This is a genomic window from Streptomyces sp. CNT360 (assembly GCF_000424785.1).
The window spans coordinates 896,650-913,780 of record NZ_AUKO01000001.1 but is presented as its reverse complement, the minus strand read 5'-3'; the positions used below and the strand labels follow the sequence as shown (position 1 = coordinate 913,780).

At 72.3% G+C, this 17,131-nt stretch carries 13 protein-coding genes and 2 pseudogenes; 6 read left to right on the top strand and 9 right to left on the bottom strand.

Annotation, left to right across the window (positions count from 1 at the left end):
• Window positions 1-167: 167 nt before the first annotated feature.
• The 3 genes and pseudogenes from H297_RS34335 to H297_RS0103875 form a co-directional block, all read right to left on the bottom strand.
• Window positions 168-971: a DUF5984 family protein gene (locus H297_RS34335; protein WP_486589387.1), complete on the bottom strand. Its 804-nt coding sequence runs from the start codon at window positions 969-971 to the stop codon at window positions 168-170.
• Between the two features lie 256 nt (window positions 972-1,227).
• Window positions 1,228-1,497 (bottom strand): annotated as a pseudogene (locus H297_RS43985) (aldo/keto reductase); the annotation flags it as partial.
• A gap of 116 nt (window positions 1,498-1,613) precedes the next feature.
• Window positions 1,614-2,036 (bottom strand): VOC family protein, encoded by a 423-nt coding sequence (locus H297_RS0103875; RefSeq protein WP_027735977.1) that lies wholly within the window; start codon window positions 2,034-2,036, stop codon window positions 1,614-1,616.
• A 154-nt stretch (window positions 2,037-2,190) separates the two neighbouring features.
• On the opposite strand from H297_RS0103875, the gene H297_RS0103870 reads away from it, so the two are divergent.
• On the top strand, window positions 2,191-3,180 hold the full coding sequence (locus tag H297_RS0103870) for a WYL domain-containing protein (protein WP_027735976.1): 990 nt from the start codon (window positions 2,191-2,193) through the stop codon (window positions 3,178-3,180).
• A 524-nt stretch (window positions 3,181-3,704) separates the two neighbouring features.
• Here H297_RS0103870 and H297_RS0103865 read toward each other — a convergent pair.
• Both H297_RS0103865 and H297_RS43980 read right to left on the bottom strand, forming a co-directional pair.
• Window positions 3,705-4,397 (bottom strand): hypothetical protein, encoded by a 693-nt coding sequence (locus H297_RS0103865; RefSeq protein WP_158693634.1) that lies wholly within the window; start codon window positions 4,395-4,397, stop codon window positions 3,705-3,707.
• 92 nt (window positions 4,398-4,489) lie between these two features.
• Window positions 4,490-5,346 (bottom strand): annotated as a pseudogene (locus tag H297_RS43980) (peptidase dimerization domain-containing protein); the annotation flags it as partial.
• A 761-nt stretch (window positions 5,347-6,107) separates the two neighbouring features.
• Here H297_RS43980 and H297_RS0103850 point away from each other — a divergent pair.
• Entirely contained in the window at window positions 6,108-6,830 is a 723-nt protein-coding gene (locus H297_RS0103850; RefSeq protein ID WP_027735973.1) for an RNA polymerase sigma factor, read from the top strand.
• Entirely contained in the window at window positions 6,830-8,518 is a 1,689-nt protein-coding gene (locus tag H297_RS40130; protein WP_051351461.1) for a hypothetical protein, read from the top strand. The genes H297_RS0103850 and H297_RS40130 overlap by 1 nt, the downstream gene beginning before the upstream one ends.
• Window positions 8,519-8,878: 360 nt before the next feature.
• Here the strand turns inward: H297_RS40130 and H297_RS0103840 are convergent, their stop codons facing one another.
• Complete coding sequence (locus tag H297_RS0103840) at window positions 8,879-9,775, bottom strand: L,D-transpeptidase family protein (protein ID WP_051351512.1); 897 nt, start codon at window positions 9,773-9,775, stop codon at window positions 8,879-8,881.
• A gap of 237 nt (window positions 9,776-10,012) precedes the next feature.
• On the opposite strand from H297_RS0103840, the gene H297_RS0103835 reads away from it, so the two are divergent.
• The gene (locus tag H297_RS0103835) at window positions 10,013-11,473 is read left to right on the top strand and encodes an amidase (RefSeq protein ID WP_078513705.1); all 1,461 of its coding nucleotides are present in this window, start codon (window positions 10,013-10,015) and stop codon (window positions 11,471-11,473) included.
• An 886-nt stretch (window positions 11,474-12,359) separates the two neighbouring features.
• Here H297_RS0103835 and H297_RS0103830 read toward each other — a convergent pair.
• The gene (locus H297_RS0103830; RefSeq protein ID WP_078513704.1) at window positions 12,360-13,061 is read right to left on the bottom strand and encodes a TMEM175 family protein; all 702 of its coding nucleotides are present in this window, start codon (window positions 13,059-13,061) and stop codon (window positions 12,360-12,362) included.
• 647 nt (window positions 13,062-13,708) lie between these two features.
• On the bottom strand, window positions 13,709-14,299 hold the full coding sequence (locus H297_RS0103825; RefSeq protein WP_027735969.1) for a TetR/AcrR family transcriptional regulator: 591 nt from the start codon (window positions 14,297-14,299) through the stop codon (window positions 13,709-13,711).
• A gap of 131 nt (window positions 14,300-14,430) precedes the next feature.
• Between H297_RS0103825 and H297_RS0103820 the strand changes: the two genes are divergently transcribed.
• Window positions 14,431-15,363, top strand: a complete 933-nt coding sequence (locus H297_RS0103820) for an alpha/beta fold hydrolase (RefSeq protein WP_027735968.1) — start codon at window positions 14,431-14,433, stop codon at window positions 15,361-15,363.
• A gap of 545 nt (window positions 15,364-15,908) precedes the next feature.
• On the top strand, window positions 15,909-16,280 hold the full coding sequence (locus H297_RS0103815) for a VOC family protein (protein ID WP_027735967.1): 372 nt from the start codon (window positions 15,909-15,911) through the stop codon (window positions 16,278-16,280).
• Between the two features lie 26 nt (window positions 16,281-16,306).
• Here H297_RS0103815 and H297_RS0103810 read toward each other — a convergent pair whose 3' ends face one another.
• Complete coding sequence (locus tag H297_RS0103810; protein ID WP_027735966.1) at window positions 16,307-17,056, bottom strand: Clp protease N-terminal domain-containing protein; 750 nt, start codon at window positions 17,054-17,056, stop codon at window positions 16,307-16,309.
• Window positions 17,057-17,131: the final 75 nt, after the last annotated feature.

Sequence of the window (17,131 nt, the reverse complement as noted above, 5' to 3'; positions counted from 1 at the left end):
GCAGGAGTGCTACGCCCTGGGTGATCTGGTGGAGCGCGGGTCCGGGCTCTTCGAGGACGCTGAAACAGCGGCCGGAGTCCACGGAGAGGCCGGCGGTCATGTTGCTCCCTATTTGTGTCTCAGCAGCCTTGTGGCCGGGTTGAATGAGTCTTCGAGCGCCTGGCCCTCTACCCCGCCCAGTCCTGCGCCGCTGTCTCGGGGACCAGGAGCATGCGCACACCGATCCGTACGGCGTCCCAGTCAGTACCCGGCTCGCGGTCCCGCGCACGCTGCAGCCAGGTCGCCCGGTCCCGGTGCTCACGGCGCAACTGCTCGACGGCCGATTCGACACCAGACGCAGGACCGGACTCCTCCATTTCGTTGATGCGTCGGTCCATCGCGGCCAACAGCGCCCGGTCGAGTTCAGCCACCGCCGCGAGGAACTCGCTCGTCGGCATGGTCACCCGGCCCGTCTGCGGGCCGACGAACTCGATCACGCCTTCCGGGTCAGCCTGATGCTCCCAGGTGACGGTTACGGTGTCGTCCTCACCGACGACGGTGCGCAAGCAGCGGATGTGCGGGGCGATTCGCAGATAGCTCGTGTACAGGGAGCCCGCGCTGTACCAGGTCAATGCGGCCTCAGCCTCCGGCGTGTCGAGCCACGTCCAGTCCGGCGAGAGGTCGGCCGCGACATCCACCAGGTCCGGCGGCACCGGTTCCATCGCCTCGGACACGAGTGCGATCATGTCCTCCCACAGGCGGACGACGTAGTAATCCACATACGGATGCGGTTGCCCGCCGTCGTTGCCGTTCCGCAGTTCCTGGACAGTGCGCTCGGAGTAGCGCAGCACCTCATGGCCGTCGAGGTCGATGCAGTACCAGCCGTCGGTGAGCCCGAACCAGTGCGGGGGATGTTCGCGGCCCCACGGCCCGAGCCTTTTCAAGGGAGTCAGTCCGAAGCGGAAGCGAATCGGGGGGTCGGTGCGGATCACCGATCCAGTGTCCCAGTTCGATCACCTGACCGTGCCCCTCGAGGCAGGACCCGTCTGCTGGGCGGGCTCCCTCCTGAGACGCTCAGGGTTGAGGCGACTTGGCAGATCACATAACCGCGGGGCTCATCCATGAGCACCACGCGGGTGGGGTTGTGGTGGCGGTGCTGAGGGCGTGCTCGGCTGCGTCCAGGGCGCGTCGGCAGGCGCGGTCTTCGCCGTCCATGGCCAGGGCGCGGGCGGTACGGTCGTGGGTGCCGCTGGGGCCCTCGCTCATCTGCCCGCTGAACTTGGTTGCCCCCACGACCTCGTCGCGGCGCCCCTTGAGGGCCTTTCCGACGATCACCCCGGTCTCGCTGCAGCCGTAGACATCAGCGGTGTCGACGACGTCGATGCCCGCCCCGAGCGCACGGTGCCTCATCCGCACGCAACCGTCGTGATCAGGGTTGCCCATCTTGCCGAACATCACGGTGCCCAGGCAGTAGGCACTGACGTCGATGCCGGTCCGTCCCAGCTTCCTCCTCCGCACGGTGGCCCGCCTTCTTCCGCTTCTCTACGTGCTGCGTACTTCGCGCCTGGTACCTGCGCCGTCCGGAGCGCCGGTGAGGCCCTCCGGACGGCGTTAGGCGCCTCGGGCCGGCCGGATCAGCCGTTGTACGGGGCAGCGACGTCCAGGACCCAGGTGACGCCGAACCGGTCGGTGAGCATGCCGTACAGCGGCGCCCACTGCGCAGGCTCCAGCGGGCGCACCACGGTCGAGCCCTCGACGAGCCTGCCCCACAAGGTGCTGATCTCCTCGGCGTCGTCACCGCGTACGGAGACGAAGAAGGGGTTCTCGCCCTGGTTCCAGGGCAGTTGCGAGGGCACGTCGTAGGCCATGACGTGGAAGCCGTCGGCGCCGACCACCTCACCCCACATCACCCAGTCCGCCTCGCTCTCGTTCTGCACGGCGCCGGTGTCCTTGTAGGTGACCATGGCAGTACGCCCGCCGAAGACGGACTGGTAGAAGCCGAGCGCCTCACGTGCGGCGCCCCGGAAGTTCAGATGAGTCGTAGTCGTGACGGACATGACCTGCTCCTTGCCTCGAGGTGACGGATACGCCGCTGACCGTCCACGTCGGCGGCTGCCGCGACCAGGCGCGATGCGTCCCCGGGCGGCTCGTGTGCCACCCTGGCAGGGGTAGCGGACAGGTTGTGTCCTGTACTCGGTGGAGGGTGGTGGCATGCAGAAGACGTCCTCCCGCCTGCTCGCGCTGCTCTCGCTGCTTCAGACGCACCGTGACTGGTCCGGCGACGACCTCGCCGAGCGCCTCGGCATCACCTCACGCACCGTGCGCCGCGACATCGACCGGCTGCGCGAACTCGGCTACCCGATCGACACCGTCAAAGGACCGGCCGGCGGCTACCGGCTGGAGGCGGGCACACGCATGCCCCCCATGCTGTTCGACGACGGCCAGGCCGTCGCCCTGGCCGTCGCGCTCCGGACCGCCGCCACCGGCACCGCAGTCGCTGAGGACGCCGCCCGCGCTCTGGCCACACTCGGCCAGGTCCTGCCGCCCCGCCTGCGGCACCGCATCGACCTGTTGCGCGTCACGGCCGTCCCGCCGCCTGCGGCCGGTGACACCCCGCAGGTCGACGCCCGACTCCTGACGGACCTGAGCCGCGTCATCCACGCTCGCGAGGAACTGCGCCTCGACTACGCGTCGGGCCCGAGCGCCTCTGCCGCAGACCCCCGCCGCGTCCACCCCCACCACCTGGTCGCCCGGCACCATCGCTGGTACCTCGTGGCCTGGGATCTCGACCGCGAGGACTGGCGCATCTTCCGCGTCGACCGCATCCACCCCCGCACCCCCACCGGTCCGCGCTTCACCCCTCGCGAGCTCCCCGGCGGCGACGTCTCCACCTTCGTCACCAGCCGGTTCCGCGGCAACGACGGCACCGCCACCGACTGGCCCTGCCTGGGCCAGGTCGTTCTCCACCTGCCGGCCGCCGACGTCGCGCCCTTCGCCCAGGACGGAATCGTCGAGGAACTCGGCCCCCACCGCTGCCGGCTCACCCTCGGCTCCTGGTCCTGGACCGGGCTCGCCGCGGCCCTCGGCAGCTTCGACGCCGACATCGAGGTCATCGACCCACCCCGGCTGGCCACCGCGTTCGCCGACCTCGCCGCCCGCTACGCCCGCGCCGCAGGACCACGAAGCGGTCCGACGCCGTGAGAACGACGCCCACCAAGTCGATGCCGGCGAAGCTCGACGCTGCGGCCCGTCAAAGCAAGTACGGCGGCTGATCGGCGGTCTGGTCCCGCAATATCTCCTCGCGGCGCAGCGAGGGGATGTCGCGGTAGTCGGCCGCGCACTTCGCCTACCCCGCCAGCTCTTCGGCGAGGTCGGCCTCGAAGCCCTCGCACACGTCGTTGTTCTTCGTGCTGAAGCCCGGCTGACCTTTCTTGAGCCCGACGGGCAGCGTCTTCTGGTCGGCGAGCGACGGGGCATGCTGCGCGGTGGAGCCGGCTTTCCCGGTGGCCGGCCGCGAGCCCTTGCCGTCGTCGCCGCCCGAGGTGCAGGCGGGCGGCGCGCCGAGTACGGACCGGCGGCCCAGTGGTGCGCGGGCTCGCGCAGAGAAGACATCGGGCCGGGAGGCCGGACGGGGAGGGGCGGTTCGGGCGGTGCCGGGGCTGGGGCGGGGACCGGGGCCAGGGCTGGTCCCCTCGGCTCGGTTGCGGCCTGGGCCGGGGCCGTCGTCAGACGTAGACGGCGCGTTCCGGCTCCAGGGAGACGCGGCAGCCGGCCGCGAGGGGCTGGCCTTCGGCTCCTTGCAGGCGGAGCGTGAGGGAGACCTCGGGGTCCGACTCGTCGACGGAGACCGTCACTTCGGTGGTCTTCTCCAGTTCGGCGAGGTATACGTCGGAGCCGTCGCTGACGGCGAGGGTGCTGATGGACAGGCAGGGCGTGCCGGACGACTCGTTGGTGACGGTGAAGCGCAGCCGCAGTTCGCCGCTCGTCGGGCGGACGGGGACGGTGGCCTTCGCCTCGTCGCCGGGACCCATGCTGTCGCCGCCTCGCAGCCGGGCCTCGACGTTGACGTCGTCCGGCCGGGAGTCCATGCCGAAGTGCAGCGCCCCTCCTGCTCCGGCGGCGACGGCGAGTGCCACGGCGGTCGCGAGGAGGAACTGGGAGAGCGCGTAGTCCCGGATCGCGTTGAGGGCGACGAGCAGCGTGGTCAGGCAGGTGACGACGGCGACGACCAGCGAGCCCGTGTCCCAGCCGGGGGCGGCCTGGACGCTGAGGACGAAGGCCAGGCTCAGGAGGGTGCAGAGCAGGGTGAGGATCACCGCCAGCATTCCCGTCGAAGGCCGCTGCCCGTCGCCGTCCGCGCCCCCGTCGGGATCCTGAGCACGCCGCCTTCTGCTGAGGCGAAGCAGTTGAGACCACATGGAACGGCGTACTCCCCCCGTGACAGCTGTGACGATCAACCCCAACAGCATGCCTCACACGAAGCCTTCCGAGTACCACCTGTCGCGTCAACTCACCTGCCCTCGGCACCTTCTTGGGTCGTGCGTCCGGGTGCCGTCCTGCCGTGTGCCAGGTCGGCGACCGTCCAGGCCATCGCCACGGCGCCGCCCAGCAGGCGCGTTCGGCGGCCGGGCCCACGGCCGCCTCGGCGAAGGCGGGTTCGTGCGGTGCGCAGGTGTCTGCGCTGCTGTCTGCGCCCGTGTCTGCGCTGGTGTCGAGAACGTGGGGGACGTCGAGCAGGGTCAGGACCGGGTGCGGGGAGGGTACGGCGTGGGAGACGTTGCCCATGTCCGTGCAGGCGAAGGGCTCGCGGGTCACGGGCTCGGGGCGGCCCAGCGCACGGGAGCCGGCCTCCCACAGGGCCGGCAGCCCGGGGTCGCCGCGGAAGTCGAGGCGGTCGGGCTCGGGCCGCTCCGGGGTGACCTCGCAGCCGGTGGCCAGGGCGCCGGCGCAGAAGCACGCCTCGACGCGGGCGCGCAGCTCCCGCAGGTCCTCGGCCCGCAGCGCCCGTATCCCGTGTTCCGCCGTGGCGTGTTCGGAGACGACGTTCGGCGCGTCACCGGCCGAGATGGTGACACCGTGTGCCCGCCACTGGGCGGGAGTTGACGGCGCAGCAGCCCGAGCGCGCCCTGTGCCACGGCGAGCGCGTCCGCGGCGTTCCGGCCCTCGTGCGGGTTGAGGCCGGGGTTGCGCGGCGCGGTCCGTGAACGTGACGTCCAGGGTGCCCAGCGTCAAGGAGCGGAAGCCGGCCACATGGAACGGGGTGCACCGTCATCGCCGCGTCCACCCGTCGAAGGCCCCGGTGTCCAGCAGCAGGGCCCTGCCGCCGCCGCGCTCCTCCGCCGGGGCGCCCATCACCCGTACGGTTACGCGAGGACGGGATCACGCCCGGAGGACCGCAGGAGGCTGGTCGGGCCGGCGCCCGGTGGCGCACCACCAGGAAACGGCTGCACCTTCCCGGAAGGTTCCGTCTCCACGACTGGCGGCACAGCAAGGCCACCAACGACCTGGACGCGGGGGAGAACCCCGTGCGGGTCTCCGCGAACGTGAGGTACCGCTCGCCTGGATACACCGTGGCCCAGTACGGAAAAGCGCCGGGTCGAAGGGGCCCGCAAGCCGGCGGCCGGTACTGTCCGGCGCATCGGTCCGGAGGGGAGCGGATGAGGCGCTCGCCGCGTTGGTCACGCGGTTGGTCGCGAAGGCGGGGAGTACGCCCTGACGTCACAGGTCGAAGACCGCTGTACGACGAAGACGACCGGGGTCGCCACCCCCCACAGGAGAGACCCCGGCCGCCGTCGGATACGGGCTCACTACGCCAGCGGCTTGCCCGTACTCCCCTCAGCGTCGTGGCCCCGCAATGTGTTACGCCGTCATGTCGGGGCCGTGGCGCACCGCCCCGAACTCGGCACGCTGACCGCGGGCGACCACGCCCTCACGCACCGCGCACCGCCGCCCCCACCCCTCCCTCCGGCATGGACGAGCGTGCACACTTGGCCTTAGCGTGCTCCTCGCGCCGCGCCGGGACGACCGAACCCGGCAGCCCGATCGCGTACAGACGCAGGTGGCGGTACGCGGACCCGCGCGGTGGCGCACGGCACTGGGACCTTCGCGGAGTGGGGCGAGACACGAGCGTGCAGGGGGACGACGCGGAGCTGACCGCTGCGGTACGCGCGGCGCAGGAGGGGGACGAGACCGCCTTCCGCACCGTCTACCGCGGTGTCCACCCGCGCCTGCTCGGCTACGTGCGCACCCTCGTGCCCGAAGCCGATGCCGAGGACGTCGCCTCCGAGGCGTGGTTGCAGATCGCCCGCGACCTGCCCCGGTTCGCCGGCGACGCCGACCGGTTCCGCGGCTGGGCCGCCCGGATCGCCCGCAATCGGGCCCTCGACCACCTGCGGATGCGGGGCCGCAGGCCCGCCGTCGGCGGTGACGAGAGCGAGCTGGCCGGCCTGCCGGCGGGCGCCGACACCGCCGACGAGGCGCTGGAGGCCCTGGGCACCAGCAGCACCATGGCCCTCATATCGCAGCTCCCCCGTGACCAGGCCGAGGCCGTGGTGCTGCGCGTCGTGGTCGGGCTCGACGCCAAGAGCACCGCACAGGTGCTCGGCAAACGCTCCGGAGCGGTACGCACCGCCGCACACCGGGGCCTGCGCAAGCTCGCCGAACTCCTGGACGAGCACGCCCCCGAGGGCACCGCGGGCACCGCCGGCGGCAGCTCGGTGGAGGACCCCGTCGGCGGGACGGGTGGCCGCACCCCCAAGCCCAGGCCGGGCGGGGGAGCGGCGAAGGGCAGGGCGCGCGGTATGACGCGTGGTGTGACGCATAAAGCCACACGAACGCTGAGGGAAACGTGATGGCGGACGACCGGTACACCTGGCTGGACGAAGAGATCGCGGAGCGGTTGCTGTGCGGTCTCCCGGTCGACCCCCGGGCCGACGAGGGCGCCCGCCCGGGTTCCGCTTCCCCGCAGGCATCCACCGGGCCCGACGGACCCCCCGGCTCCGCTGCGGCCGGCCGCACGGCCGACGACGAAGGCGACGGGCCCGAACGTGCCACCGGGAGAACCGGCCGCAGCGGCGGCGACAGCACCGGCACGCCTTCCGGCTCCGGCCCGCGCGGCGGCCCTGCGGGACCGCGCCGCGCCGCGGTACGGGCGGCGGGCGGCCGGTGGCTGCGCGACGCCGACCGGCGCACCGCCGTCCGGCTGGCCTCCGCGCTCGACGAACTCGCCGCCGCCCACGCCACGCCGCCCGGCCGCACCGGCCCGGCGACCGGGGGATCCGCGCAGCCGGGTGCGGCGCCAGGCTCCGCCTCTGCCGCATCCGACGCGTCCGCCGGGGAGAACACCACCGGCTCCGCACCGTCCACGCCCGCCGGCCCGGGAGCCGCGACGCCTGCCGGGCCCGGCCCGGGAGCCGCGACGCCGGACCGGGCCTTTGCCGCCGGGGGCCCGGAGGCCGCTGGGGAAGGGGCCGGGGGTGCATCCGAACCGGTGTACGCCGCGCAGGAAGGGGAGTTGCCCGGAGAGGCCGCCGCGCTGGAAGCGTTCCGTGCGGCTCGCCTCTCGCTGAGGCGTACGGGTGCGGTCGGCGCGCCGGTACGGGCAACGGGCGGTGGTGCTCCGGGAGTTGCCGGGAACGCGTCGGGACCGAGACCCGGCCCGGGCGGCTCCGAACGCAGAGGCGGGCGTGCCCGGTACGTGTTGACGGGCAGACCCCTGCGGGCCGGATTCGCCGTCGCCGTCGCGGGCTGCGCCCTCGGCGGAGTGGCGGTCGCGGCCGGTACGGGAGTCCTGCCCACCCCCTTCTCCAGCGGTGGTTCCCCCACCGCCACCGTCTCCCCGGTGCCCGCTCCCAGCGGGGTGGGCCCCGGGACCCGCGGCCCCGGCGACCGGGGCACCGAGGGCCGCGACTCCGCGGGCGACGAGCACGACCCGGGCAAGCGCAAGGGCGGGGACAGCAGACGGGACGGCGGCGACCGGCCGGACTCCGGGAAGCCAGGCGACCCCAGGGACCTGGCCGACTCCGGCGGTGACGGCAAGCACGGCAAGCACGGCGAGCACGGCAAGGACGACGAGCACGGCCGCAAGGACAAGCGGCGCGACCACAAGTACGGCAAGGATCCGCAGGAGGGCGACGGCCGCAAGGAGGCCATCGCCATGGCCCTGTGCAAGGCCTACACCGCCGACAAGCTGAAGGCGGACGACCGCAGGAAGCTGGAGCGGGCGGCGGGCGGCCGCACCGTGGTCCGCAAGTTCTGCGCCCAGTACGGCGACTCCGGCGGCAGCAGTCAGCCGGGGGACGGCGGCGGCCAAGGCGGCCCTCCCGGCGGTGGGCCGGGTGACGGTGACGACGGTGGCGGCGACCACTCGGGCGGCGGCGGGCATCCGCAGGTACCCGGCGACGACACGGGCGGTTCGGACACCGGCGGCTCCGGTGACTCGGGCGGCGCGAGTGCATCCCCGCTCCCGGCGGACACCGGCACGGGAGGCGGCGCCGACAGCGCCGCGGGCGGCGTGACAGGTACCACATCCGCACGTTGACACACGGTGTGACACTTTTGCGGGGCCCGGCGCTGTAGGGAGTGAGCCGACTGGTCATCGGCGGCGCGGTAAGCCCGAGGTTCCCCCCGTACCTCTGGGTTCGCGCGATGGCGCGGGCGGGACACGTTCCCCCGGTCCCGCCCGCGCCCCTCTTCTGTCCGGCCGGGGGTCCGGGGGTTGCCCCCGGGAAATGCAGTCCCCGGTCCCGTCCTCGCCTCTTTCTCGTCCGGCCGGGGGTCCCGGGTTTGCCCCCGGGGAGAGCAGTCCCCGGTCCCGCCCGCGGCCCTCACTCGTCGGCTTCCTTGCGGGCAGCGGTCCCTGGTGTTCCTTCGGGGAGCGCAGTTGCCCGGCCCGCGCTCCTCACTTGTAGACGATCACCTTGTCGCCGGGGCGGATCTCGTTGAACACCTTGGCGATCTTCTTCTTGTCCCGGACGTTGACGCACCCGTGGGACGCGCCGGCGTAACCGCGGGCGGCGAAGTCCGAGGAGTAGTGCACGGCTTGGCCGCGGCTGAAGAACATCGCGTACGGCATGGGGGTGTGGTAGAGCGTCGAGACGTGATGGCGGCTCTTGAAGTCGACCTTGAACTGCCCCTCACGGGTCGGCGTGTAGGCCGATCCGAAGCGGACGTCCATGGCCGTGCGCACCGTACCCCCGACCATCCACGCCGCGGTCCGGCTGCTCTTGCTGATGCACAGCGCCCGCCCGGTCGTGCACCGCGGATCCGGTTTCGACAGGGGGCGGGTGGTGGGCGGGTACAGCTCGGTACGGGTCGGCTCGTGGGTGCGGGCACGCAGCGCGGTGAGCACCGGATCGGTGACCTTGCCGGTGGCGGCCATGCCGCGCTGCTTCTGGAAGGCGGTGACCGAACCGGCGGTCACGGATCCGTAGTACCCGGTCGGACTGCGCTGGAAGAGGCCCAACTGTGCGAGTCTGGCCTGGAGTTCGCGGACGTTGTCGCCGCGGGTGCCGGGCGCCATCCGAATGGCGGTCTGTGCGGCGGGGGCTGCGGGCCGCACATGCCCCGGTCGCTGGGTGGGCCCGGCCCGGGTGGCCGGTGTGCTCGGCGCGGCGGGCGCCGAGGAGTGCTTCGACGCGTGCCCGACGGGCGCCTGTTGGGGCGCTTCGGACACCCGGATGAGCGGTTCCTGCGCGCCGGTGCCCTTGGTCTGGCAGCCCGCGAGGGCGCCCGCGGTCAGCAGCACGGCGGTGGCTGCGGTGAGTCGGCGGTGAGCCGGTGCTCTCCTCCTGCGCATCCCCATCCCCCCCCGGACGGTTCGACGGATGTACGGCTCCATTCCTGCCCAGCGCGCGTCGCCCGCGAACCTGCCGCATGTCGCCTCGCGTGCCGCCGGGGGACGGGTGCGCGACCGGCGGCCGGTTACCGGCGGGTTTCGAACGGGGCGCCGATCGGGGACAGTAGGCGCGAGCCGTGCGGACGAACAGGGCGAGACGACGAACGGGCGCGCCGGCGTCCAGGGTGAGAGGTGTTCATGTCGACCGGTACCGGTACCGGGCCCGCCGGGCAGCCGTCCACGGGCGGCGGTGCGGCGCACCCGGCGCGCCTGCCGGGCCCGGCCGCGGCCGTGGCGGCACTGGCGGAGGGCGAGGTGAGCGCCCGGGAGCTGACCGGGCAGGCACTGGCCGCCATCGAGGCGACACAGCCCACGCTGAACGCGTTCCGCAGAGTGCGCACCGAGGCGGCGCTGGCGGAGGCGGAGGCGGCGGACGAGGCCCTGCGCCGTGGCGAGCGGCGGCCCCTGCTGGGCGTGCCGCTCGCCGTCAAGGACGACACCGACGTGTGCGGGGAGCCCACCGCGTTCGGCTGCGCCGGGGACTTCCCGCCCAAGACGGCCGACGCGGAGGTGGTGCGCCGGCTGCGGGCGGCCGGGGCGGTCGTCGTGGGCAAGACCAACAGTCCGGAGCTGGGGCAGTGGCCGTTCACCGAGGGCCCCGCCTTCGGCGAGACCCGCAACCCGTGGAACCGGGAGCACACCCCGGGCGGCTCGTCCGGGGGCGCGGCGGCGGCCGTCGCGGCCGGGCTGGTGCCGGCGGCGCTCGGTTCGGACGGGGCGGGTTCGGTCCGTATCCCGGCGGCCTGGACGCATCTGATCGGCGTCAAACCGCAGCGGGGCCGGATCTCCACCTGGCCGGACCCGGAGTCGTTCAACGGCATCACCGTCTTCGGGCCGCTGGCGCGCACCGTCGAGGATGCCGCGCTGCTGCTGGACGCCGCGAGCGGCAACCACCCGGGCGACCTGCACCGCCCGCCGCGCATCGCTGCGCGGGAGGCCGTCGGCCGGGACCCGGGCCGGCTGCGGATCGCGCTGTCCACCCGGTGGGCGTTCACGGCCACGCCCAAGCGGCTGGATGCGCGCGTGGAGTCGGCCGTGCGCGGGCTGGCCGAGCGGTTGGCCGCGCTCGGCCACGAGGTGGAGGAGGCCGATCCCTCCTACGGCCCGGTCGGGCTGACGTTCGTCCCCCGTGCGACAGCGGGCGTCCGCGCCTGGGCGCAGCGCGCGCCCGACCCCGGGCTCCTCGATCCGCGTACGGTGAGCGCGGCCCGCACCGGGCGGCTGCTGGGCGGCCCGGTGCTGCGCGCCGCGCGAGCCGCCGAGGGGCCGCTGCGCCGCCGTGCGGGACGCGTCTTCAGCCGGTACGACGTCGTCCTGACGCCGACCACCGCCACTCCGCCGCCCCGCATCGGCGCTCTGGCGGGGCTGTCCGGCTGGGACACCGACCGCCGGATGATCGCCCACTGCCCCTACGCCTGGCCCTGGAACGTCCTGGGCTGGCCCGGCGTCAACGTGCCCGCCGGCGTCACCGGCCCCGGCCGGCTGCCGCTGGGCGCCCAACTCCTCGGCCCGGCGAACAGCGAGCCGCTGCTTTTGTCGCTGGCCGCCCAACTGGAGGCCGATCTGCGCTGGTACGAGCGGTGGCCGTCGGCGGTGTGACCCGCGACTGCGCCGCGAGCCGAGGTACCGGTGTCGGTGCCGTCTGCGACGGTGAGGGCATGGACTCCGATCTGCGGGTGGACGGGTCGGCGAAGGCGGCCTGCGGTGCGGACCGGCCGCTGTGGGAGCGGCATCCCCGGTTGCTCCCGGCCCATGCACGGGCGGCCCCGTTCCAGGGCTGCCGAAGGAGCGGGGTGCCCCGCTGCGGCGGACCGAGGTGCCGTGGTGCGGGATCACGCCGGTCCTCAGCTTCGGCCACCCGATGACCGTCGCACCGGCCACCGGCACACCGGGCGCCGTTCCGCCGGGCGCCGGTCCTGGCCCGTCGTACGGGAGCTTCGTCGCGGGTTTCTTCGGCAGGCCGGTGGTCACGGAACACGCGGGCACCCAGCACGGGATGGAGGTCCGGCTGACCCCTGCCGGTGCCTACGCCCTGTTCGGGGTGCCCCCGGGCCGTTATGCGCATCAGGTGGTGCACTGCGACGCGCGTTTCACCGAGCAGGTCGGTGTGGGGCCCGCGCTCTCCAGGTGGGTGCGGCGCTTCCGCAAGGCACTGCGGCTGGTGGGCGGGGACGGCGGTGCGCGGGGCACCGGGGCCCGCGGAGACCGCCGAGGCGTGCGGTTACTGCGATCAGGCGCACCCCGACCGGGACTTCCGCGAGTGCGCCGGATGCTCCCCTGCCCCCGTGCCGCCGAAAGCGCCGCGCCGGAGGCGTTCCCACTCCTCCGGGACGCGGCGGACGCCGGCTCCTGGCAGTGCTGTGACCGTCTGGCTGACGGTCGAGTGCGCTGGAGCCGGCGCCTCGTGGCCGCCGCAGCCCCGAGTCGTGCAGCGGCTGTCTCCAGGGGGCGCAGGCGGTTGTCCGAGCGCTTGCCGTTCCAGTGGTCAGCGGGCGGTGCGCCGGGCGCGGAGATGCGCCAGCCCCGGCCGGACGGCGAGCAGCAGCAGGAGGCTGTAGTACTGCAGGACGGGCACGGCAAGCGCGATGACCAGTGCGATGGCCACGGCGAGGACGTTGAGGTAGCTCGCGGTATACAAGTCCTCGATCCTTTGACGGTCCTGTTCACCGTCCCCCTCGACCAGTCCCGGGGTGGTCTTCAGGATCCTCAGCATCGCCAGTCGGCACACCATGCTGGCCAGGAGGACCGAGTAGTAGAAAGCTCCCACGAACCGGTCGTGGCCGCCGAAGGCGCCGATCATCTCCGTCGGGAGGGGCAGCACGACGACGGAGAGCAACCATCCCATGTTCCATGCCGTCAGGGAGCGGGTCAGCATCGTGACCGACGAGAAGGCCCGATGGTGCTCACGCCAGATGTTCGCGATGACCGCGAAGCTGAGCAGGAAGCTCCAGATCTGGCTGAGGTGACCGGTGATCACCTCGCTGGCGCCCTCGTGAGCGGTCGCGACTTCCGGGACGATGTCCACCAGCGGAAGGATCAGCAGGGTGATGGAGATCGCGGTCACTGCGTCGGTGAAGAGGATCAAGCGCTCTCCGGAGACGCCCCCCTCGATTCTGTCCGACGGAACAGACGACTCCGCAGGGTTCCCTCCCGCCTCGGTTTCGTCGATGACGCCACTGGCACCCATGCGTGTGCACCTTTCCCTGTCATGCCCGCCGCGCCTGCCGTCGCTACCGGACTCCGATATTCGTGTACGTTCCAATGAACCGTACAGACTCCGTTCCTGGCGACGGCGGGGGCTTGATGGGACCGCTGATCCTCAGCACAGGGCCGTCTTGCCGCGGCGCGGCAGGAGGCGGCGGCTCGGAGGAGTTGCCGGGTGTCCTCCACCGGTGCATGGACTGCCCGACGCGTTGCCACTTCGAGCAGCGCGGCCATACGTCCAGGGGGGCCGCCCGACAAGGAACCCCCGACTCTCACCCCGGCCTGCTGGCCTTCGACCAGCGCTGGTGAGTGTATCCGGACGGAATATCGGACCAGGGGGCCGTCCCGGCCGGCTCCTGCTGTTCCGGCACGATCGATCCCACGACGCGGCTGATCACCGACGACGTGAGTGCCGGGCTCACCGGCAGCCGCCGCACACCACGCATGCCTGGTGGACGACGCAGGGAGGTGCGCGGCGCTCCGCCCGCTCCGAGGTGACCGCAGGCTCTTCGGGCGCGTGGGGCCGCATGCTCTTACCCTTTGCAACTTCCCTCTCCGGGCAGGGCCCTCTCCGCCTCGTCCTCGTTCCGCGCTGCACCGGGTCGCCGTCGAGTTCTCAGGGGGCGCATCTCAGGCGCCGGTGCCGAGAGCCCGCTCGAGCGAGTCGAGGGCGACGTCAACAACGGCGCGCAGCTCTTCCGCACTCGTTCCGGCTCTGCTCATGACGGCGAGGGACTGGTTCACGGCCGCGAGGTGGGTCGCGAAGGAACCGGCCGCCTCGTCCTGCAGGCGGCCGGCCTGCAGTGCGGCGCGCAGCCGGGTGTGCTGGAAGCCGACCGCCTCCCGCGCACGCGCCGCGACGCTCGCGCTCAGCACGGGAGTCGCCATGACGGTCTGGGCCACCAGGCATCCGTCGGGCAGAGCGGGGTCCGCAATGCGTTGCATGGTGACGTCGAAGAACGCCCGCACGGCCGCGAGGGGCTCCTCGGCGGCGCAGGACAACGCGGCGTCGTACTTGTCTCCATACCGTGCGCTGTAGCGATCCAGGCAGCGGACGAAAAGCGTGTCCTTGTCGCCCAGCGAGGAGTAGATGGAACTGCGGTTGAGCCCGGTGGCCCGGGACAGGTCCTCCACTGCCGTGTGTGCGTAGCCGGCCCGCCAGAACTGGATCATCGCGGCATCAAGCGCCGTATCGATGTCGAAGCGCTTCTTGCCTGCCACGCCGCACCTTCCTCTCGCCGGTGACCAGCTTCGCATCTTGAACCGATCGTTTCAAGATACGTTAGGGTGCAGGTACGGACATGGCCGGACGCATCGGCACGGCTCCACCGGCTGACTTGTGAAGGAGAAGCATGAAGGCTCCTGCAACCGCACCCCACGATCGGGGCAACCCGGTCCCCGACGTGCCACTGCCCGACCTGGCCGGTTTCACCCACCGCTGGGTCGACGCCGACGGCGTCCGGCTGCACACGGTCGAGGGAGGCCGACCGGACGGTCCGGCCCTCGTGCTGCTTGCCGGGTTCCCGCAGACCTGGTGGGCATGGCGCAGGGTGATGCCGCACCTGGCCGACCGATTCCACGTCATCGCGATCGACCTGCCGGGGCAAGGCCACTCCGAACGCCCGGACATCAGTTACGACACGCACACGGTCGCCGCGCACGTCCATGCCGCGGTCAAGGCGCTCGGAGACTCGGCGTACTGGCTGGTCGCCCACGACATCGGCGCATGGGTCGCCTTCTCCCTCGCGCTGAAGTACCCAAGCCGGTTGCGTGGTCTGGCACTGCTCGACGCCGGCATCCCTGGCATCACACTCCCCGACAGCATTCCGACCGACCCCGAACGGGCGTGGAAGACCTGGCACTTCGCCTTCCACCTCGTGCCCGACCTGCCCGAGACACTGCTCACCGGCCGCGAACGGGAGTACGTGGGCTGGTTCCTGCGCACCAAGACCTTCTCTCCCGACCTCTTCGACGACGCCGAGATCGAGCAGTACGCGGCGCCCGTGGCCGCCGCCGGTGGCCTTCGTGCGTCCCTGGCCTACTACCGGGACGCCGCCGAGTCGGCACGGAAGAACCACCTGGCACTGAAAGGCCAGCGCCTGACGATCCCGGTTCTCGGAATCTCCGGCAGTCACGGCTCCATCCCCGACATGGCGGCTTCCCTCAGGCCGTGGGCCGACGACGCCACCGGGGTCGTCGTGCCGGAGGCGGGACACTTCATTCCCGATGAACAGCCCGCCGCCGTCGCTGCCGCGCTGAGCGACTTCATCACCGGCAACGCTTGAGATGCGACAGAAGCAAGCGTACGGAACGGCACCCGAGCTTCGGGGGATTCTGCGGTAGCGCCAAGTGAACCCGACATGCCCGGAAACAGGCCCGGCCCAGAGACCTGGAGCGTGTCTCCTCGATGGGTTGATCACTGATCGGATGTGCCTGTCCGATCAGTGATCACAGACACGATGCGGGACCGGATCAAGCCGCTGATGCCGGCCGATCCGGTCCGCGCGGCGGTGGGCCGACCACCGCCGCACGAGCGAGGCCATCGCTTGGAAGCACCGCACCAGCTCACTCCGGCGCGACCTTTCCGACGCACCCGGACCGTTCCCCCAACGGCACACGCGCGGCTGATCGAAAGGTGCCGTCGCGTCGACGGCACCTGCGAGAGAATCCTCTTCGCGGTTCTGGCGGCGGTGGACGCTGATGACGACCTCGGACCGGACGGTGTCGCCGGACTCCACCGCCGTGCGGGCCCACCAGTACGTTGCCGGAGCGCTCGAAATCGGAGACGTACACGTCCGCGGCAAGCTGCGAGAGACACCAGGAGGACTCCATGCCGCTGCATCCCGTACTGCAATACCGCGACCCCCGCGCCGCTCTCGACTTCCTCCAGGAGGCGTTCGGGTTCGAGACCGTCCATGTGTACGAGGCCGAGGACGGTACCGTCGCCCACGCCGAGCTGCGCTTCGGGGACGGGATGGTCCTCCTCGGTACCTCCCGTGACAGCGGCGTGATGGGCGGCCTGGGACCGTGTGCGGTCTACGTGCCGGTCGCGGACCCGGACGCGCACCACGCCAGGGCGGCCGCCGCGGAGGCGGAGATCGTGATGCCGGTGACCGACATGGACTACGGCTCGCGGGAGTACGCCGCCAAGGACCCGGAGGGCAACCTGTGGTGCTTCGGCACGTACACGCCGAAGCCCTGACCGGCCCCCGCTCCGCCCTCCCGCCTTCAGTCCTGGGGCGTCTCCTGCTGGGCGCCGGCGAGTGCGGCGATCCCGTTTCCGGCCGCGGACCTGTCGACGCCCAGTCCGTGCAGCAGACCGGTTCCCTCCTGGAGCTCCTCGTGCTCCAGGAGGGCCAGCAGCAGGTGCTCGGTGCCGACGTGCTCGTGGCCCAGCCGCACGGCCTGGCGGAAGGTCAGTTCGAGAGCCTTCTTGGCCCCGGCGTCGAACGGTACGAGCGCCGGCATCGCGCCGTCCGCGGCCGGGGGCAGCGCGGCGGTGGCCGCCTCCCGGAGGACGTCGAAGGTGACGCCCTGGGCGGTGAGGGTCTGCGCGGCGAGGGCGTCCGGTTCGGCCAGCAGACCGAGCACCAGGTGTGCGGTGCCGATCTCGGCGTTGCGCGCGGTGCGGGCCTCGTTCTGGGAGGCCACGACCACGTTGCGGGCCTGCGCGGTGAAGCGGCTGAACCCCTGGCGCGCGTCCAGGTCCGCCGGCTCGCCGGGGTCCTTGGCCACGAAGCGCTTCTGGGCCGCCTGCCGGGTGACGCCCATGCTCGCGCCGATCTCCGTCCAGGAGGCTCCCGAGCGCCGGGCCTGGTCCACGAAGTGGCCGATCAGGTGGTCGGCGAGTTCGCCGAGGTGGTCGGCCGCGACCACCGCTCCGCTGAGCTGGTCCAGGGCGTCGGGATGGGTCTTCTTGATGGCCTCGATCAGGTCGTCGAGGCGGACGGGCTGCGTCATGCTCACTGTGTTCCCCATGTGGCAACCGTAGGTTGACAGTCGCGTGACGTCAACCGCCGGTTGACAGCTCGTGCGGGCGTGCGCGGTCCCGTG